Here is an 18,215-nt window from a genome sequence, read left to right on the forward strand (position 1 = left end):
TCGACTAGCTCCCGCGGTGCGGCACAGGCGGTATCGATCGCGCGACCGCGACCGCCAGCCCGGCGTAGAGCACCCCGGTCCAGACGTAGAGTGCGGTACCCCAGATCAGAAGCGCCCAGCCGAAGGCCCACCCGAAACTCGCCCCCGCCCAGTCCATCTCCCCGGTCAGCATCCACGGCAGCGCCGCCATCAGCGCGAAGGTCGCCGCTTTCCCCAGGTAGATCACCTCCGGTGCGGGCAGCTCTCGCCGCTTGTACACCGAAAGGGTCGCGGTGAGTACCAGATCGCGTGCGATCAAGATCACCGCGAGCCACCAGGGCAGCAGACCGCGCGCGACGAAGGCCACCAGGGTGGTCACCAGGTACAGCCGGTCGACGAGCGGGTCGAGTATCGCGCCCAGCCGCGAGGACTGATCGAGCAGCCTGGCGAGCTTGCCGTCGAGGAAATCGGTGAAGCCACTGGCGATCAGCAGCGCGAACGCCCAGCCGTCGGCGTGGCGGACCAGCAGCAGCCACAGGAAGACGGGAATGCCGATCAGCCGCACAACGCTCAGCGCGTTCGGCACGGTCAGGATGCGGTCGCTGAACACGCCACCGGATTCGGTGTCGTGCGTGCCCGGCGTTCCTGATTCGGTTGCCACGCCCCTGCTTACCGCACCGACCCCTGCTCGCGCCATCCGGCCACGCCGAAACGCCGTCAACTCCGCTGCGTATCGAGCGTGGCACTGCTCACCATGCTGCGACCGGCTAACCTGGGCAGTCGTGTCCGACAGTGGTATTGATCTGCGCTCCTACGTCTCCGCCGAGGACGCCCGCGAGCGTGGCCGGGCTGCCAGGCAACGGGTGCCTGTCAGCGAGCGCGACCGTGCCGCGGAGAGTTCCGAGCGGCCGACGGTGCGCGAGTTCATCGATACCAGCAACCGTGGCCGGATCGAGCGGCTGATTCCGCTGCGGATCGGCCGGATGATCGCCTCGCCGTTCACCTTCTTCCGCGGCGCCGCGGGCCTGATGGCGGCCGACCTCGCCGCCGGACCTGACAGCGGTCTGGCCGCGCAGATCTGTGGTGACGCTCATGCCGCCAACTTCGGCCTCTACGGCACTCAACGTGGCGAAATCGTGATGGATATCAATGATTTCGACGAGACGGTCATGGGCCCGTGGGAGTGGGATCTGGAGCGCCTGGCGGCCAGCCTCGTGCTGGCCGGACGAGAAGGCGGCGTCGACGCCGACGATTGCCTGCGCGCGGCACGCGATGCCGCCCGTTCCTACCGGCACACCGTCGACGAATTGGCCGATATGCCGTTCATGCAGTCGTGGACCGCGTTGCCCGACGAGTCGATCCTGGCCAGCGCCAAAGCCGAGGACCTGCTCGACGACTTCAAGAAGGCCGCGAAGAAGGCACGCAAGAACACCAGCGCCAAAGTGGTGGCGAAGTGGACCGAGCACCTCGACGATCACGAGACCGATATCCGCAAGCATCGTTTCGTCAGCGACCCGCCCGTGCTGACTCCCGTTGACGCGCAGGTGTCGGAAGCGGTGATCGACGGCCTGGAACGCTACGCGAGCACCATCCGGGAGTCCCGGCGCAATCTGCTGGCCCGGTTCGCGGTCTCCGATGTGGCGTTTCGCATCGTCGGCACCGGCAGCGTCGGCCTGCACAGTTATGTGGCGCTGTTGCACGGTAACGACGGTGAGGCGGTGGTACTGCAGGTCAAGCAGGCGCGGCCGTCCGCACTCAGCCCGTTCCTGCCATCGACCGCGCCCCGCCACGAGGGCGAGCGGATCGTGGTCGGCGCGCGGACCGTGCAGTCCGAGACCGACATCCTGCTCGGTTGGACAACCATCGAGCTCGACGAATCGCTGCCGTTCATCGTGCGCCAGTTCCGCAATCTCAAGGGCAGTATCGACCCGGCGACGCTGTCGGCCGACGATCTCGACGACTACGGTCGACTCGCCGGTGCGCTGCTGGCGCGCGCGCATGCCCGCTCGCTGGATCCGCGCGCGCTCGCCGGCTATCTGGAAACCGATGACGACGATGACGACCGGTTCGAGGAATCGGTGGCACGCTTCGCGGTGCGTTACGCCGACCGCACCGAGGCCGATCACGCCGACCTCGTCGCCGCCGTCGCCGCGGGCACGTTCGACGCCGAACAGGATTGACCCAGCTACGATGTACGCCAACGGTTCTCGGCACAGTTCGCGTGTGCCGAGTGCCGCGCCAACGACCAACGAAGGGCGGTCTCCATGCTCGTGCGCGTGCAGAATGCGGCAGGCAGCGATGCCGAGGCGGCACTGATCGACTGGTTGCGAACATGGAAGGACCCGTCGAGCCCGCACGGCGTCGCCACGATCAACTGCAGCCTGTTCCACCAGGATCGGCTACACCAGTTCGACGCGGTGGTCTGGACCCCCACCAGTTGCGTGATCATCGAGGCGGAGACGTTCACCGCCCCGCAGGACGGCGTGCTGGAGATCCCGCTCAACGGCCCGTGGATGGTCTCCGGGGAGCTCGCCCAGTTCGCGGGTTCGGAGAAGTCGACGCCGCTGGAGCGGTCACGTGAGCACACCTTCGCCCTGCAGGACTATCTCGCCGCCCGCGGGCTCGGCCAGCGCGCGGTGCACGGCCTCGGCCTGATCGTGCCGATGCCCGGCGCCCAGATCGACGTGCACCAGGGTTGGAGCGACCCGAGCTTCGATGTGATCGTCACCGACGACCCGCACCGCCTCGAGATGTACTTCGAATTGCTGGCCGAGAAGGAACACAATCTCTGGACGGCCAACGACATCGCCATCGCGTTCCGCGGCCTCGGCATCCTGCCGTTCCTGCCCGCACCACAGGACCTGCTCAACGAGGGCTTCCTCGGCCCCATCGATGTGACGCTGTGGCACGGCGGGCCCACCCAGGCGGCCGCGGAGGCCTACGCCGAGGAGCAGGCCGAGCTCGAACGCCAAGCGCAGTCCCGGGGCATGGTCGCGCCGTGGTACAGCCCGTGGAAGCTGTATCCGCGGGTCGGCGGCGATCTCGATTTCGGCCGGGCGTTCCTGCGGATCACCCTCGCCCTCGGCATGATCGTGGCCATCGTGTGGGTGCTGTGGTTCCTGGTCACGGCGGTGCTCACCTACGGTCCGGCTTGAGCGGGGCCGGGCGGCAGTCGTCGCGTCCGTGATCGAACGACGTCGCACTGCCACCGTTGTCCGGGTGACGGCGATCGGCGCCGGTGCCGCACTCACCGCGGCGATTCCGTTGACGTTCCCCGCGCACGGCGGAGCGAGCGAGCTGGACTCCGTGGTGTCCGAGGACACCGTCTCCCCCGGCCTCGCGCAGGTGCTCGTCGCGCCGAGCAACGCGCCGGTGGTTGTGACGCTGCTCTTGGCCGCGTGTGCCTGGTTCGCGCTACGGCGGCAGTGGTGGCGGGCCGTGACCATGCTGGTGGTTCCCGAGATCGCGTTGGCGGTCAACACCTGGTTGCTGAAACCGCTGTGGGATCGCCGGCTGGACGACCATCTTGCCTATCCGAGCGGACACACCGTCCATATGGTCGCTGTCGCAACAACTTTCGCGTGCCTGGTGACCGACCTCCGGGCACGGATCGTAGTGGCGACGCTGACCGTGCTCGCACTGATCGCGATCACTCCCGGCATGGCCGAATTGGGATACCACCATCCCACCGATGTCCTCGGCGGGGCAGCGGCGGCGGCCGCGATGGCGATCGGCCTGTGCTGGATCTCCGATGCGCTACGTACCCGAAACCGCGCCTAGCCCGCCGCTGGACGGGCAAGGCGCGGCGCGCACGCTATCGGCGGTCGAAAACGCTGGCGTCGTGCAGCATCTCGGCGCGCAGCATCGTCTCGGGCACGCCCATCGCCTCCACCAGGGTCAGCGCGTCGGGACGCAGGCGGTCGACCAGTTCGTTGACCCCGCGCCGCACACCCTTGGCCCGCTCCACCGACATGAACCGGTGCATGATGTACCAGGCCAGGTTCTCCTCCAGCGAGGCGTAGACATAGAGGTCGCAGACTGTTTCAGCGAGGGCTTTCGCGTCCGGGTCCTCGATGGCGGCGATGCCGTCGACGAACTCCTCGAGCACGAGGCGGTCGATGTGCGCGGCGCCGGCGGCCAGGATGTGGTCCTGGGCGTTGTTGAATGCCTCGAACGGGCCGGTGTCGGCGGCGCGGGCGCGCAGCCGGTGCGCGGCGGTGCGCAGCAGGTAGTCCTCGCGGTCGGCGAACAACTGCAGCTGGACATCGCGTTTGGACAGGTCGCCCTCGTCGACGGTCTCGTCGTTGCGGTCGCGCAGGGTCTGGATCAGCTGACGCACACCGGAGCGTTTCCGCACCACGTCACCGGCCATGGTGGCGGCAAAACGCACCCAGCCGAGCGCGTCGAGGTCGCGGACCTCGTCGGAGTACGCCGTGAGCAGTTCCTTCGCCACGAGCTGGGTCAAGACGACATTGTCGCCTTCGAAGGTGGTGAACACGTCGGTGTCTGCCTTCAGCGTGACCAGGCGGTTCTCGGTGAGATAGCCCGCGCCGCCGCAGGCTTCGCGGCATTCCTGAATAGCCCGGGTGGCGTGGCGGGTCTGGGCGACCTTCAGACCTGCGGCACGTTTCTCCAGCGCTCGCTGTGAGCTCGGTTCGGTGTCTTGCCCGCGCTGGATCAGATCCATCCGGCGAACGAGGTCGTTCTGGGCGAAGGCCAGCGCGAACGACTTCGCCACCAATGGCAGCAGCCTGCGCTGATGGCTGCGGTAGTCCAGCAGCAGGGTTTCCTCGCCGGTGTCGGGGTCGGCGAACTGGCGGCGCGCCAGCGCGTACCGCACGGCGATACTCAGTGCCACCCGCGCGCCCGCGGCGCCCGCGCCACCGACGCTGACCCGGCCACGCACCAGCGTGCCGAGGGTCGTGAAGAAGCGGCGGCTCGGGTTCTCGATCTCGGAGCTGTAGGCGCCCTCCGGGGAGACGTCGGCGTAGCGGTTGAGCAGGTTCTCGCGCGGGATCCGCACCTGGTCGAAGACGATCCGGCCGTTGTCGACCCCCGGCAGCCCGCCCTTGAGGCCGTCGTCGTAGGTGGTCACGCCGGGCAGGTCCGCGCCGCGGTCGTCGCGGATCGGCACCAGCAGACAGTGCACGCCCTGACTCTCGCCGCCGACGATCAGCTGGGCGAACACCGCGGCCATCCGGGCATGAACCGCGGCGCCACCGATGTAGTCCTTGCGCGCCGACGGCGTCGGGGTGTTGATGACGAATTCCTGGGTGGCCGGATCGTAGGTGGCCGTGGTCTCCAGATCGGCGACATCGCTGCCGTGCCCCGACTCGGTCATCGCGAAGCAGCCGAGCAGATCGAGCGAGATCAGGCGCTTGATGAAGTCGCGGTGTCGTTCGGTGCCCAGGTTCTCCACCGCGCCACCGAACAACCCCCACTGCACACCGGATTTCACCCAGAGCGACAGGTCGGTGTAGGCCAGCATCTCGAGCCCGGTGACCGCACCGCCTGGGTCGCCGGTGCCGCCGTTCTCGGACCGGAAGCCGCGCTCGGGATAGCCCATGGTCGCGATGACGCGCATCTGGTCGAGCACGCGAGCCCTGGCCGCGTGGATGTCGAGTTCGGGGTCGTCGGTGAATTCCTCGCCGGCGAGCTGCGTGCGCGCCTGCTCCCTGACCGTGCGCCACGGTCCGTCCAGCGCTGCGCGCAGATGTTCTGCCGTCGTCGATGTGCCGGTAGCCATGGCTTCGACACTAGCCCGCCGACGAACAGTCACCCAGGCCCGAAACTCGGTTCGGGCCAAAGTCTTGCCAACCGATTGAACGCGCGTTTAATATATTGAACATGCGTTCAGTCGATCTCACTACCGCAGCCAGGATTCGCGATGCCGCGATCGAATTGTTCGGTGAGCAGGGCTTCGGTGTCGGAGTTCGGGCGATCGCCGCCGCAGCCGGCGTCTCGCCCGGCCTGGTGAACCATCACTTCGGTTCCAAGGACGGCCTGCGCGCGGTCTGCGACGATCGTGTGCTCGAGATCATCCGCGACGAGAAGCTGCGTGCGATCGCGGCACCGGGTCCCGCGGGGATGCTCACCGCGATGGCCGAGATCGAGATGTACGCCCCCCTGGTGGCCTACATGCTGCGTAGCTTCCAGGCCGGCGGCGCGCTCTCGGAGTCATTGCTCGAGCACATGATCACCGACGCGGAGCAGTACATGCAGACCGCCGTCGACGCGGGCAAGGTCAAGCCGAGTCGCAATCACGCGGCGCGCGCCCGCTACATCGTGCTCTGCCATGTCGGCGCCATGAACCTCTATCTGCAGATGCGCATGCAACGCGAAGGAAAACTCGACTACCGCAAGGCGATTCGTGAGCTCTCCGACGAGATCACCTTTCCGGCGCTCGAGCTCTACACCCAAGGATTGCTCACCGATTCCACCATGCTCGACACCCTTTTCGAGGAGTAGACGATGCCCAAACCCACCCCCGCCCGGGTCATCGATGTCGCGGACCTGCGAAAGACGTTCGGCCGCTTCACCGCGCTGGACGGACTCGACCTACATGTCGGTACCGGCGAAATCCACGGTTTCCTCGGTCCCAACGGCGCAGGCAAGTCCACCACCATCCGAATCCTGCTCGGCGTCCTGCGCGCGACCGGCGGCGAAGCCATGGTCTTCGGCCGTGACCCGTGGACCGATGCGGTCGAGCTGCATCGCCGGATCGCTTACGTCCCAGGCGATGTCACTCTGTGGCCGTCACTGTCGGGCGGCGAGACGATCGATCTACTCGCCCGCATGCGCGGCGGCCTGGACGAGGCACGGCGCGACGAGCTGATCGAACGCTTCGAGCTGGACCCGACCAAGAAGGCGCGTACCTATTCCAAGGGCAACCGGCAGAAAGTCGCACTGGTATCAGCGTTTTCGGCGAACGCGGACCTGTTGATCCTCGACGAACCGACATCGGGTCTCGACCCGCTGATGGAACAGGTCTTCCAGGACTGTGTGCGCGACGCTGCGGCGCGCGGCGCGACGGTACTGCTGTCGAGCCACATCCTGTCCGAGGTCGAGCACCTGTGCGACCGGGTAACGATCATCCGGGCGGGCCGCACGGTCGAATCCGGTTCACTCGACGACCTTCGCCACCTGAGCCGCACCGCCATCACCGCCGATCTGATCGGCGATCCCGGCGATCTCAGCGCGATGCCCGGTGTCGGCGATGTCGAACAGGACGGCTCGACGCTGCGCTGCCAGGTCGACGCCGACCATCTCGGCGCCCTGATCCGGGTACTCGGTGACGCGGGCGTTCGCAGCCTGACCAGCGCGCCGCCGACGCTGGAGGATCTGTTCCTGCGCCACTACCACGTCGACGACACCGAGACCGCCGAGAAGGTGCGGGCATGACCACTATCGCCGCTCTCCCCCGTTTCACCGGAACCTCGCGCACCGCAGGCGAATTCGCGGGCACCGGCCAGATGCTGCGCCTGTACCTGCGCCGCGACCGGGTGGTCGCCCCGCTGTGGTCGCTGCTGATCGGGTTGATGCCCGCGCTGCAGATCGTCTCGATCAGGGACATCTACACCACACCGCAACAGCTCGATCACTTCGCGGCGACCACGGCCGCGAGCCCGGCGCTGATCGCCATGTACGGACCGGTTTTCAGCTCGGCACTGGGTTCCATCGGCACGTGGAAGGCCGGCGCGATGTACGCGATGATCGCGATCGCCGCGGTACTCACGGTGATCCGTCACACCAGGGTCGAGGAGGAGACCGGGCGCGCGGAACTGGTCGGCGCTACCAGCATCGGCCGGTTCGCCGGCCTCACCGGAGCACTTCTGCTCACCTTCGGCGCATCGGCGGTCGCCGGAATCGCTTGCGCCGCTTCACTGATGGCCACCGATCTGCCTGTCGCGGGTTCGGTCGCCTTCGGTGCCGCGCTCGCCGCATCCGGTGTCGTCTGGGGTGCGGTGGCGGCCGTCGCCGCTCAGGTCAGCACCGGCGCCCGGCTCGCCCGTGGCATCGCGCTCGGCAGCTTGGGCGCCGCGTTCGCGGTGCGTGCGGTCGGTGACGCGGGAAATGGTGTGCTGTCGTGGTTTTCGCCGCTGGGCTGGTGCTTGCAGGTCCGTCCGTTCGCCGACGAACGCTGGTGGGCGCTCGTGCCGTTGGCCGCCCTCGGTACCGGCGCGACCCTGCTCGCCTATCGGTTGTTGCGGACCCGCGATATCGGTGCGGGCCTGCTGGCCGAGCGCCCCGGACCGGCCACCGCGGGCACGTCACTGACGGGTCCGGTGGGTCTGGCCTGGCGATTGCAGCGGGGTTCGCTCGTCGCCTGGACGACCGGATTCGCCCTGTACGGCCTACTCATCGGCGGCGCGGTGAACAGCATCGGCGGCATGCTCGACGACAGCGGCACCCTGCAGGACGTGGTCACCTCAATGGGCGGGTCGGCTGATCTGGAGAAGTCGTTCATCGCCTACGCCGTCACCATGCTGGCCGCCGCGGCCGCCGCCTACTCGGTCTCGGCGGTGCTGCGGCTGCACGAGGAGGAGAACTCGGGCCGCGCCGAGACGGTCCTGGCCGCCGCGGTGGGGCGCGTGCGTTATGCGTCGAGCCACCTGCTGTTCGCGATCGGCGGACCCGTCGTGACACTGCTGGCCGCCAGCCTCGCCATCGGAATCGTCTGGGGTGCGACAGATGGCGACCTCCCCGGCAAAGTCGGCGAATCCTTGGGCGCGGTCGCGGTGCAGCTGCCCGCGGTCTGGGTGATCACCGCCATCGCGATGCTGCTGTTCGGCGCCCTGCCGAAGTACGCGGCGCTTGCCTGGGGCGTACTGAGCGCGATGATCGTGATTTTCCTGCTCGGCTCGCTGGGCAGCTTCTCCCAGTGGATCCTCGATCTGGTCCCCTTCGTCCACCCGCCGAAGCTGCCGGGCGCGGCGTTCGACATCGCACCGATCGCCTACCTGACGGTTTTCGCCGGAGCGGGAATCCTTGTGGGACTCATGGCCTTCCGCCGCCGCGACCTGCGCTGACGGTGGGCGTGTACTGAAGCCGGGGTGGTGAGTTCGACTCACCACCGCGGCTTCAGTACGCGCCGTCGCCGCGGGTGACCACCCCGATGGTGCGCGCGATCAACGCCAGATCCAGCACCATCGACCAGTTCTCGACATAGGACAGGTCGAGCCGCACCGAATCCTCGGGCGACAGATCCGACCGCCCGCTGACCTGCCACAGCCCGGTGACGCCCGGCTTCACCAGCAGCCGCCGTCGCATTTCCCCGTCATAGCTGTCGACCTCACGTTGCACCTGCGGGCGCGGGCCGACGACACTCATGTCCCCGCGCAGCACATTGAAGAACTGGGGCAACTCGTCGAGGCTGTACTTGCGCAGGAACCGGCCGACAGCGGTTACCCGCGGATCGTCTTTGACCTTGAAGAACAACGGATTCCCACCGTGGCGGTCGATGAGCGCCTCCACCGCGCTGTCGGCATCGACGAGCATGCTGCGGAACTTGATCATCCGGAACGGAATTCCGTCACGACCGATCCGTTCCGACAGGTAGAACACCGGTCCCGCACTCGTCATCCTCACCGCGATCGCGATGGCGGCCAGCATCGGCGCGATGAGGACCAACACAATCGCGGCAAAACACAAGTCGAACAACGCTTTACGACTCGACTTCGCGCGTCCGTAGCGCGGCGGGTCGATGTGCAGCATCGGCATTCCCGCGACAATCCGGTTGGTCAACCGACCCCCCGCGATATCGACGACACCGGGGGCCACGATCAGATCGACGCCCAGTGGATCCAATGCCCATGCCATTCGCCGCAATTCGGCGGGGCCCAGATGATCGGTCGCGGCCACGGCCACCGAATCGGCCCCACCGCGGCGGACCGCCTCGAGTACCGAGCGATCGTCCCCGAGCACCGACGGCCCGTCGGTCGTATCGAACTGCGCGCCGATCGATCCCGATGGCACGCATACGCCGACCACGCGGTAGCCCGAGCCGGGATCGCCGGTGAAGGCCGACGCCATCGCGTGCGCGGCCTCCGGCGAACCGACGACCAGCACCGCGGTGTGACACCGGCCTTGCGCGCGCCACCGTCGTAGCCGCCACCGCCACGCCAAGCGCCCAGCGACCAGTGCGAGCAGCCCGGCGGGCAACGCGATGGCGAGATAGCCACGCGCGACCTCCACCCGGAACAGCAGCGCCAGGATCGCGAGCACACCGAACAGCCGCAGCGTCGCCGACACCAGCCTGCGGAACTCCTCGCTGCCGGTGCCGACCACCTGCGGCGTCCGGCTGCCGTACCCGTGCAGCAGCGCCAGCCACCCGGCGGCCAAAGCCAGCGACACCACGGAGTAGCCGACCTCATACGGCAGCGGCCAGGCCAGCGGAGGCGCGGCAGGCCCGCCGAAGCGGATCACCTGCGCGGCCGCGACCGCCCCGAACACCGCGACCACATCGGTCACGACCAACCGCTGGACCAACGCGGTCTGCCAACTCTCGCGCTGCGTACGGCGCAGCGCTTGGACACCGTTGACAACATCGACGTCGCCAGTACCGGTGAGCTCGTAGCTCATGAACCCACACCTCCCCTTCGGGAGACGAATCGTTTCCCGATCCCCGCAGACCGGAACGCGGCCGTTGCGGCCGTCCTACTTCCGTCGATTCGATACCCGCCCGCTGATTGTTACAGACCCCGAGCAGGCATTCTTGCCGAAGACTCACCGCCGCAACGGATTCCAGTGGTTAGCCACATCACAGCGCGATGGGGCAGCTATCACCGAGTTGCTATTACCTTTCGCTATGAATGCAGGACAATCACCTTCATGAGTGATCGGCATCACAAAGAATGAGGAATGGTCGCGCTCGCCAGCGGTTTGCCGGTGCCGTATCGACCTGGTCGAACTTCGAAACATACCATGAATCTCTTTCTGCCCCGCACGTTTCGGGGCACCCCCTAGCGCCCGCGGCTGTAACGTCTCGGCCGGTCGATCCGACTTCCGGCATGACCGGCATGAGCCGTGACAGCTTGGGTGAACGTGCAAGAAGGTGGGGGCTCTAACGTGCAATGTCGACTCTGTGATTCCGAACGGCTCACGAGCGTGCTCGACCTGGGTGCTACTCCGCCGTGCGAGAGTTTCCTGGCCGTAGCGGAACTCGACCTGCCGGAGTCGACGTATCCGCTGCACCTGCGGCTGTGTGAGGACTGCCTGCTGCTGCAGATCCCGGCGCTGATCACCCCCGAGGACACCTTCACCGAGTACGCGTATTTCTCCTCGTTCTCCGACAGCTGGGTCCGGCACGCCGAGCAGTTCGTCACCACCACCGCCGAGCGACTCGGCCTCGGCCCCGATTCGTTCGTCGTCGAGGTGGCCAGCAACGACGGCTATCTGCTGCGGCACGCGGTCGCCCGTGGCATCCGCTGCCTCGGTATCGAGCCGTCGGTCAACGTCGGCCTGGCCGCCCGCGAGGTCGGCGTGCCGACGGAAACAGCGTTCCTGGAACAGGATTCGGCCGCACGGATCCGCGCCGAGCACGGCCCGGCCGACCTGGTGGTCGCCAACAACGTCTACGCCCACGTGCCCGACCTGCGCGGGTTCACCCACGCGCTGCGCACCCTGCTCAGCGACGACGGCTGGTGCAGCATCGAAGTGCATCACGCGCTGAACCTGGTCCAGCTCGGCCAGTTCGACACCATCTATCACGAGCATTTCCAGTACTACACCGTCCATTCGGCGCAGCGCGCGCTGGCGATCGCCGGCCTGACTGTCGTCGATGTGGAACTCCTGGCAACCCACGGCGGCTCGATCCGGCTGTGGGCACGCCCCGACGCCGTCGCCGAACCGAGTGCCAGGGTCGCCGAGGTCCTCGACCTCGAGCGGGCGGCGGGCCTGCACGAGCCCGCCGGTTACGCCGCGCTCGGCGCCCGCGCGGAGTCGGTCCGCCAGGAGCTGCTGCGTTTCCTGCTCGACTGCCGCGCGGCGGGCAAGCGGGTGGTCGGCTACGGCGCGCCGGGCAAGGGCAACACCCTGCTCAACTACTGCGGTATCCGGCCCGACCTGCTCGAGTACACCGTGGACCGCAACCCTTACAAGCACGGCCGATTCACCCCCGGCACCCGGATCCCGATCCATCCGCCGGAGCGCATCGACGCCGACCGGCCCGATGTGGTGCTGGTCCTGCCGTGGAATCTCGAAACCGAGATCACCGCCCAACTCAGCCAGGTCGCTGAGTGGGGTGGCGAACTGATCTATCCGCTGCCGGTGCTGCATCGCGGCACGACAATCAGCGAACCGGTCGCGGCCGGCGCACACTCCGAAGGAAAGTGAACGAACTGATGAAGGTCGTACTGTTCTGCGGCGGATACGGCATGCGCATGCGCGGCGGATCCGACGACGTCGTCCCCAAGCCGATGCAGTTGGTCGGCCCGCGCCCGCTGCTGTGGCACGTGATGCGCTACTACGCGCACTACGGCCACAAGGAGTTCGTCCTGTGTCTGGGCTACGGCGCCGAACACATCAAGAACTTCTTCCTCACCTACCAGGAGTCGGCGTCCAACGACTTCGTGATCCGCAACGGTGCGGTGGAACTGCTCGGCAGTGACATCAGCGACTGGTCGATCACCTTCGTCGACACCGGCGTCGAATCCGCGATCGGGGAGCGCCTGCGCCGCGTGCGCGAGCACCTCGACGGCGACGAGTACTTCCTGGCCAACTACGCCGACGTCCTCACCGACGCACCACTGGACACCATGATCGAACGCTTCCGCGCCTCGGGTGCGGCCGCGTCGATGATGGTGGTGCCACCGCAGTCCTCGTTCCACTGCGTCGACATCTCACCGACGGGCGAGGTGAAGGACATCGTGCCGGTGGCGCAGATGCCCCTGTGGGAGAACGGCGGATACTTCGTACTCAGCCAGGAGATCTTCGATCTCCTGCCGCCGGGCGGCGATCTGGTGGCCGACGCGTGCGGCGCCCTCGCCGGGCAGGGCAGGCTCTTCGGGTATCAGCACATGAGCTTCTGGAAGCCCGCCGACACCTTCAAGGAACGCGCCGAACTCGACGACGCCTACCGCAACGGCACCCGGCCGTGGATGGTGTGGGACCAGCCGTGATCGGGTTGTTCACCCGCCCACCGCGCCGGATCGCGGTGCTCGGCGCGCACTGCGACGACATCGCGATCGGCATGGGGGCAACACTTCTCGCGCTCACCGGTGCCGATCCCGACGTCGAGATCCGGGCCCTTGTGCTCTCCGGCGGCGGCACCGCACGCGAGGACGAGGAACGCGCGGCACTGACCGCGTTCTGCTCGGGCACCGAACCCGACCTGCGGGTCCTCGATGTGCCCGACGGCCGCGCACCGGCGCACTGGGACCGGATCAAGGACGCACTGGCGGCCTTTCGCCGTGGCGGCGAACCCGAGGTGGTGTTCGCACCGCATCGTGGCGACGCCCACCAGGACCACCGTCTGCTCGCCGAACTGGTGCCGACCGAGTTCCGCGATCACCTGACCCTGGGTTACGAGATCCTCAAATGGGAGACCGACACCCCGGCTCCCACGCTCTACCACCCGTTGAGCCACGAACTCGCACAAGAGAAGTCGCGACTGCTGCACAAGCACTATCCGTCGCAGACGGGCCGCGACTGGTTCGACGAACAGGCCTTCCTCGGACTGGCCCGGCTGCGTGGCGTGCAGTGCCACGCACCGTATGCCGAGGCGTTCGTGCTCGACAAAGCGATCATCAGATGGGAACAGACGTGAACATGCGGGTACTGGTCACCGGGCACCAGGGCTATCTCGGCACCGTGATGGTGCCGGTGCTGCGGGCGGCGGGCCACCGGGTCACCGGCCTGGACATCGGCTACTTCGCCGACTGCCTGCTCGGCGAATTCGCCGGTGACCCCGAAGGTTTGGCGGTGGACCTGCGCGAGGTGACCGTCGAACAGCTGCGCGGTTTCGACGCGGTGATCCATCTTGCCGCGTTGTCGAACGATCCCCTCGGCGCCCTGGCGCCGGAGATCACCTACGACATCAACCATCACGCGTCGGTGCGCCTGGCCCGCCTCGCCAAGGAGGCCGGGGTCTCCCGGTTCCTCTACGCGTCGACCTGCTCGGTCTACGGCGCGGCCGGTGCCGAGCTCGTCACCGAGGACGCCCCGCTGCGCCCGATCACCCCGTATGCCGAGAGCAAGGTGCGCGTCGAAGACGATGTGGCCGCCCTCGCCGACGACGGCTTCGTCCCGGTGTTCCTGCGCAACGCAACGGCTTTCGGCTTCTCGCCCCGACTGCGGGCCGATATCGTGCTCAACAATCTGGTCGGCTACGCGGTGCTCACCGGCGAGGTGAAGGTGCTCTCCGACGGCACCCCGTGGCGCCCCCTGGTACACGCCGCCGACATCGCCGCCGCGTTCGCCACCTGCCTCACCGCGCCCGCCGCCGACGTCTCGTGCCGGGCGTTCAATATCGGCACCGAGGTCAACAACCTGACCGTCGCCGAGATCGCCGCCTCGGTGGTCGACGCGGTGCCCGGCTCACGGTTGCTGATCACCGGCGAGAGCGGCGCGGACCCACGGTCCTACCGGGTCGATTTCTCTTACGCGCGTGAGGTTCTCGGCTTCGAGGCACAGTGGACGGTGCCCGCGGGTGCGGCCGAGCTGTTCACCGAGTACACCGCGCGCGGGCTCACCTCGGACGCGTTCTTCCGCCGGTTCACCCGGCTGCCGCATCTGCAGGGCCTGTGCGATTCCGGAGTGCTCGACGCACAGCTGCGCCGGATCAGTGCGTCGGCGTCAGCGTAGCCAGCAGCGCCGGCCAGCTCCCAGCTCCCGCGTCACGCGCGGAGACGGGGCCGACGGGCAGCGGCCAGTCGATGGCCAGCTCGGGGTCGTCGTAGGCGACCCCGAGGTCCTCGGCGGGATCGTGCGGACGGTCGATGCGATAGCAGACGTCGGCGATCTCGGTGAGCGCCTGGAATCCGTGCAGGAAACCCGGGGGCACGTACAGGTGATGGAACTGCTCGTCGTCGAGCCGAAAGGCTTGGCGTGCACCGAAAGTCGGCGATCCGGGGCGGATGTCGACGAGCACGTCGTGGACGGCGCCGTGCGCGCAGCGCACCAGCTTGGCCTCGCCGCGCCCACCGCGTCCGTGCATGCCGCGGATCACCCCGCGCACCGACCGCGACTGCGAATCCTGCACGAAGGCCGCCGCCGCGCCCGGCACCCCGAGATGGGCGTCGAACTCGCCCGCGTCGAAGGTGCGGGTGAACAACCCGCGATCGTCGCGGAACGGTTCGGGAACGAGAACCACCACGTCAGCCAATTCGGTCCGCTCGATACGCACGAGGACATCTTGTCATGACCCGCCGATGCCGCGGCTGCGCGAAGACCGCGCTCACTCCCCTTCTCGACCTGGGCTCGGTCCCGGCGGCGGACCACTTTCCGCCACGTGACACTCCGGTCGCCGACACCGAATCCGGTCATCCGTTGCGGATGGACCAGTGCGCGGCGTGCGGCCTTGCTCAACTCGCCGACGACGACACCGTCACAGCCGAACCCCGCGGCATCGAACCCCTGGCCCTGCGCGAGCAGGCCGCCGCGGCGGTGCGTCTGGTGCTCGCCGCTGGGCTGCTGCGTGGTTCGACGGTGACCGAATTCGGCAGCCCCCACGGCGGCACCTGGCTGCCCCTGCTCGCCGCGCACGGCTTCACCGAGAACACCGGCGGACCGGCCGATGTGGTGCTCGACTGCTTCGGCATCATGCACGAACCCGATCAGCGGGCGGCCTTCGCGGCACGTGCCGCGGCGACGGCTCCCGACGGTGTCCTGCTCGTGCAGTACCACTCCCTGGCCGCCATCGTCGCGCAGGGACAGTGGAATGCGTTGCGGCACGGGCACTTCGCGTATTACTCGTTGTCCACCCTGTGCACTCTGCTCGGGGCCGCGGGAATGAGTGTGGTCACCGCGTGGGAGTTCGACCTCTACGGCGGCACCGTGCTCCTCGCGGTTCGCCACGGCGACCACGCTCCGGACGCAGGCGTCGAAGAAATTCTCGCGACGGAAGCCGATGCGCTGAGCTCGACCGCCGCGCTGCAGCAGACGGTCGACCGCCACGTCCGTGCTCTCCGCGGCTGGCTGGAAGCTGCTGCCGCACATCGCGATCGGGTTTACGCCTACGGTGCCGCGTCGCGGGCGGTAGCCCTGCTGAGCATGGCAGGCGCGCACCGCGGCCTGCTCGCCGGTGTCGCCGACGCCGCGCCCGGCAAACAGGGTCGCCGAATGCCCGGCACCGATGTACCCATCATCTCCCCCGCCGAACTCGTCGCCGCCGAGCCCGACGTGGTGCTGTTGACGCTGCCGGACCTGCTCGCCGAGGTGAGCACCGGACTGCCCGAACTCGCCGGACGGTGGATGATCGACGATCCGGCGGGCCCACGCCGACAATAGTCTCGCGCCGAGGCTGTGGCATAGACAACCTTACGTAGATCGGCGCATGATCGGATCCCATGGGATACTCGGATCGCCCAGCGCCGCACCATGATCGAGCTCCGGTCACTGCTGGACCGTCGCAGCGTCGCGGTGGCCGGTGCCCGGATCGCAGGGGGAAGCGGCGTCGAACGCACCGTTCGGCGGGCGGATAGCCAGGGGAAGAAATCTGATGAGGGGAATCACCGTGCTCGTACCGCGCGCGCTCCGGATCGCGGCGATGGCATCGGCCGTCGCCGTCGGTCTCGCCATGGGGTCAGGCTCCGCCGCTGCCGGAATCGACAGCAGCAGTGTCGTTCTCGACGGCAAGAACCGCACCGTCGAAGCAATCCAGTCCGACACCAGGATCGACTTCGTCGCACCGCTCGACGGCAATCCGCTCACCCGTGAGTGGTTCCACAGCGGCGCGGCCTCCTACCTGGTCACCGGCCCCGAGGCCGAAGCCTGGTCCGGCCGCATCACTATCGGCTATCAGGTCGGCTACCCCGCCACCCTCGACGGCAGAATCAAGTTCGAGTGGTCGACCCCTGGCTTGAGCGTCGAGATCGGCTCCGATCCGAGCGCCACGATCGACGGCCTCATCCCGCGCGCAGGCATCGAACTCGCCGTCGGCTTCGGCCCCGGCATCCAGGAGGTCGAGGTCGCCGGTGGAGACATCTCGGGAGCCGAAGGCGTGCTTCGCCTTTCGGGTTTCCACGGCACTGTCACCGGCGTGCTCGGCCAGACCAACGTCCGCCCGTTCGTGAAGATCGTCGGGTCCGGCGGCGACACCGTCGTCACCTACGGCAAGACCTTCTCGATCTGATCCTCGTTGCCCCGGCGGGCATTCACTCGCCGGGGCACTGGGACGCCGTAGGTCTCGGTGCTAGCTCATTCGCCCGGGCGGACCGCGCCGACCGCACCCAGTGTCCGCACCCTGACCCGCTCCATGATCTGGCCGACCAGGCGCAGGTCACCGGTGAGAACATCCGCGCGCGTCACCAATTCGGGGTGGTCGACGACGAGCCGATGGTGGAAGCGGTACATGTCGGTGAGCTTGGACCTGGTGGTGGTGCGACTGCACAGGTTGAACGAGGAATTGCGCCAGGCGGCGACGATCCGGTCCATCCCGACGAAGTGACCGCCGGTGGCGACGCGCGCGAACAGGTCGACATCCATCGGGAACACCAGGTCGGGGCGCAGGCCGCCGACGCGCCGGTAGTCGGCCAGCCGGAACATCGCCGCGGCCGTCGGCCCGAACTCGGCCGGACCGCGACGCACGATGACCTTGGCCAGTTCCCGTGGCGTGCGGCGCCCGAGCAAGCCCGGCAGGCCGAGGTCGGTCTCGAGCAAGCCGCCCTGCTCATCGATCACATCGAAACGTCCCGCGCAGATCGCGACCGACGAGTCGGCCATCAGCGCCCACTGTTCGGTCAGCCCGCCGGGGCGCAGGACGTCGTCGGCGCACACCACTTTCACCAGATCACCGGACGCGGCCCGGATCACTCGGTCCCAGTTCGCCCCGATCGGCAGCACCGACTCGTTGCGCAGCACCCGCACCCGGGGATCGCCGGTGGAGCGGGCGATCTCGCCGGTGCGGTCGGCGCTGGCATTGTCGAGAACGAGCAGTTCGAAGTCGGCGTCCTCGGCGAGCACCGACTCCAAAGTCACCGCGAGCGTCCGCTCGGCGTCGTAGGCAGGCACACACACCGTCAACGCGGAAACCATCGTCGCACTCCCTGTCACCGGGGTATGCCCTGTTGCACCCCCGC

17 protein-coding genes are annotated in these 18,215 nt (G+C 67.9%); 12 read left to right on the forward strand and 5 right to left on the reverse strand.

Annotated elements, in window-relative coordinates:
• Window positions 1–4 precede the first annotated feature (4 nt).
• Window positions 5–640 carry a CDP-alcohol phosphatidyltransferase family protein gene (locus ACFWO8_RS14935; RefSeq protein ID WP_378950105.1) on the reverse strand — a complete coding sequence of 212 codons (636 nt, stop codon included), beginning with the start codon at window positions 638–640 and terminating at the stop codon, window positions 5–7.
• 121 nt (window positions 641–761) lie between these two features.
• Here ACFWO8_RS14935 and ACFWO8_RS14940 point away from each other — a divergent pair, with 121 nt between their 5' ends.
• From ACFWO8_RS14940 to ACFWO8_RS14950, 3 genes are all read left to right on the forward strand, one after another.
• Window positions 762–2,159, forward strand: coding sequence for a DUF2252 domain-containing protein (locus tag ACFWO8_RS14940; protein WP_378950107.1), 1,398 nt, complete (start codon window positions 762–764; stop codon window positions 2,157–2,159).
• Between the two features lie 96 nt (window positions 2,160–2,255).
• A complete protein-coding gene (locus ACFWO8_RS14945; RefSeq protein WP_378950109.1) occupies window positions 2,256–3,134 on the forward strand; it encodes a nuclease-related domain-containing protein in 879 nt (292 codons plus the stop codon).
• 64 nt (window positions 3,135–3,198) lie between these two features.
• Window positions 3,199–3,759 (forward strand): phosphatase PAP2 family protein, encoded by a 561-nt coding sequence (locus ACFWO8_RS14950; RefSeq protein WP_378950111.1) that lies wholly within the window; start codon window positions 3,199–3,201, stop codon window positions 3,757–3,759.
• Window positions 3,760–3,793: 34 nt separating this feature from the next.
• On the opposite strand, the gene ACFWO8_RS14955 is transcribed toward ACFWO8_RS14950, so the two are convergent.
• Window positions 3,794–5,725: an acyl-CoA dehydrogenase gene (locus ACFWO8_RS14955; RefSeq protein ID WP_378950113.1), complete on the reverse strand. Its 1,932-nt coding sequence runs from the start codon at window positions 5,723–5,725 to the stop codon at window positions 3,794–3,796.
• 101 nt (window positions 5,726–5,826) lie between these two features.
• On the opposite strand from ACFWO8_RS14955, the gene ACFWO8_RS14960 reads away from it, so the two are divergent.
• From ACFWO8_RS14960 to ACFWO8_RS14970, 3 genes are read left to right on the forward strand one after another with little or no spacing between them, the layout of a single operon-like run.
• Entirely contained in the window at window positions 5,827–6,447 is a 621-nt protein-coding gene (locus ACFWO8_RS14960; protein ID WP_378950115.1) for a TetR family transcriptional regulator, read from the forward strand.
• Window positions 6,448–6,450: 3 nt separating this feature from the next.
• Window positions 6,451–7,380 carry an ATP-binding cassette domain-containing protein gene (locus tag ACFWO8_RS14965; RefSeq protein ID WP_378950117.1) on the forward strand — a complete coding sequence of 310 codons (930 nt, stop codon included), beginning with the start codon at window positions 6,451–6,453 and terminating at the stop codon, window positions 7,378–7,380.
• A complete protein-coding gene (locus tag ACFWO8_RS14970) occupies window positions 7,377–9,008 on the forward strand; it encodes an ABC transporter permease (RefSeq protein WP_378950119.1) in 1,632 nt (543 codons plus the stop codon). The genes ACFWO8_RS14965 and ACFWO8_RS14970 overlap by 4 nt, the downstream gene beginning before the upstream one ends.
• Window positions 9,009–9,060: 52 nt before the next feature.
• Here the strand turns inward: ACFWO8_RS14970 and ACFWO8_RS14975 are convergent, their stop codons facing one another.
• Complete coding sequence (locus ACFWO8_RS14975; RefSeq protein WP_378950121.1) at window positions 9,061–10,560, reverse strand: sugar transferase; 1,500 nt, start codon at window positions 10,558–10,560, stop codon at window positions 9,061–9,063.
• 486 nt (window positions 10,561–11,046) lie between these two features.
• Between ACFWO8_RS14975 and ACFWO8_RS14980 the strand changes: the two genes are divergently transcribed.
• From ACFWO8_RS14980 to ACFWO8_RS14995, 4 genes are read left to right on the forward strand one after another with little or no spacing between them, the layout of a single operon-like run.
• Window positions 11,047–12,312, forward strand: coding sequence for a methyltransferase domain-containing protein (locus tag ACFWO8_RS14980; RefSeq protein ID WP_378950123.1), 1,266 nt, complete (start codon window positions 11,047–11,049; stop codon window positions 12,310–12,312).
• A gap of 8 nt (window positions 12,313–12,320) precedes the next feature.
• On the forward strand, window positions 12,321–13,097 hold the full coding sequence (locus tag ACFWO8_RS14985; protein WP_378950125.1) for a glucose-1-phosphate cytidylyltransferase: 777 nt from the start codon (window positions 12,321–12,323) through the stop codon (window positions 13,095–13,097).
• The gene (locus ACFWO8_RS14990; protein ID WP_378950127.1) at window positions 13,082–13,744 is read left to right on the forward strand and encodes a PIG-L deacetylase family protein; all 663 of its coding nucleotides are present in this window, start codon (window positions 13,082–13,084) and stop codon (window positions 13,742–13,744) included. Before ACFWO8_RS14985 ends, ACFWO8_RS14990 begins: the two co-directional genes overlap by 16 nt.
• Before the next feature lie 2 nt (window positions 13,745–13,746).
• A complete protein-coding gene (locus tag ACFWO8_RS14995) occupies window positions 13,747–14,781 on the forward strand; it encodes an NAD-dependent epimerase/dehydratase family protein (protein ID WP_378950913.1) in 1,035 nt (344 codons plus the stop codon).
• Here the strand turns inward: ACFWO8_RS14995 and ACFWO8_RS15000 are convergent.
• Window positions 14,759–15,322 carry a dTDP-4-dehydrorhamnose 3,5-epimerase family protein gene (locus tag ACFWO8_RS15000; RefSeq protein ID WP_378950129.1) on the reverse strand — a complete coding sequence of 188 codons (564 nt, stop codon included), beginning with the start codon at window positions 15,320–15,322 and terminating at the stop codon, window positions 14,759–14,761. The two genes, ACFWO8_RS14995 and ACFWO8_RS15000, sit on opposite strands and share 23 nt — an antisense overlap.
• Before the next feature lie 14 nt (window positions 15,323–15,336).
• Here ACFWO8_RS15000 and ACFWO8_RS15005 point away from each other — a divergent pair, with 14 nt between their 5' ends.
• Complete coding sequence (locus ACFWO8_RS15005; RefSeq protein WP_378950131.1) at window positions 15,337–16,425, forward strand: methyltransferase domain-containing protein; 1,089 nt, start codon at window positions 15,337–15,339, stop codon at window positions 16,423–16,425.
• A gap of 211 nt (window positions 16,426–16,636) precedes the next feature.
• Entirely contained in the window at window positions 16,637–17,269 is a 633-nt protein-coding gene (locus tag ACFWO8_RS15010; protein WP_378950133.1) for an MspA family porin, read from the forward strand.
• A 65-nt stretch (window positions 17,270–17,334) separates the two neighbouring features.
• Here ACFWO8_RS15010 and ACFWO8_RS15015 read toward each other — a convergent pair whose 3' ends face one another.
• A complete protein-coding gene (locus tag ACFWO8_RS15015) occupies window positions 17,335–18,171 on the reverse strand; it encodes a glycosyltransferase family 2 protein (protein ID WP_378950135.1) in 837 nt (278 codons plus the stop codon).
• Between the last annotated feature and the right edge of the window lie 44 nt (window positions 18,172–18,215).

It is taken from the genome of Nocardia sp. NPDC058480, assembly GCF_042720495.1.
Classification (GTDB): domain Bacteria; phylum Actinomycetota; class Actinomycetes; order Mycobacteriales; family Mycobacteriaceae; genus Nocardia.

What these genes read in the sequence shown, in the direction of transcription:
- ACFWO8_RS14955 (WP_378950113.1), bottom strand. Translation starts at nt 5,725, where the DNA reads ATGGCTACCGGCACATCGACGACGGCAGAACATCTGCGCGCAGCGCTG.
- ACFWO8_RS14960 (WP_378950115.1), top strand. Translation starts at nt 5,827, where the DNA reads ATGCGTTCAGTCGATCTCACTACCGCAGCCAGGATTCGCGATGCCGCG.
- ACFWO8_RS14965 (WP_378950117.1), top strand. Translation starts at nt 6,451, where the DNA reads ATGCCCAAACCCACCCCCGCCCGGGTCATCGATGTCGCGGACCTGCGA.
- ACFWO8_RS14970 (WP_378950119.1), top strand. Translation starts at nt 7,377, where the DNA reads ATGACCACTATCGCCGCTCTCCCCCGTTTCACCGGAACCTCGCGCACC.
- ACFWO8_RS14975 (WP_378950121.1), bottom strand. Translation starts at nt 10,560, where the DNA reads ATGAGCTACGAGCTCACCGGTACTGGCGACGTCGATGTTGTCAACGGT.
- ACFWO8_RS14985 (WP_378950125.1), top strand. Translation starts at nt 12,321, where the DNA reads ATGAAGGTCGTACTGTTCTGCGGCGGATACGGCATGCGCATGCGCGGC.
- ACFWO8_RS14995 (WP_378950913.1), top strand. Translation starts at nt 13,747, where the DNA reads ATGCGGGTACTGGTCACCGGGCACCAGGGCTATCTCGGCACCGTGATG.
- ACFWO8_RS15005 (WP_378950131.1), top strand. Translation starts at nt 15,337, where the DNA reads ATGACCCGCCGATGCCGCGGCTGCGCGAAGACCGCGCTCACTCCCCTT.
- ACFWO8_RS15010 (WP_378950133.1), top strand. Translation starts at nt 16,637, where the DNA reads ATGAGGGGAATCACCGTGCTCGTACCGCGCGCGCTCCGGATCGCGGCG.
- ACFWO8_RS15015 (WP_378950135.1), bottom strand. Translation starts at nt 18,171, where the DNA reads ATGGTTTCCGCGTTGACGGTGTGTGTGCCTGCCTACGACGCCGAGCGG.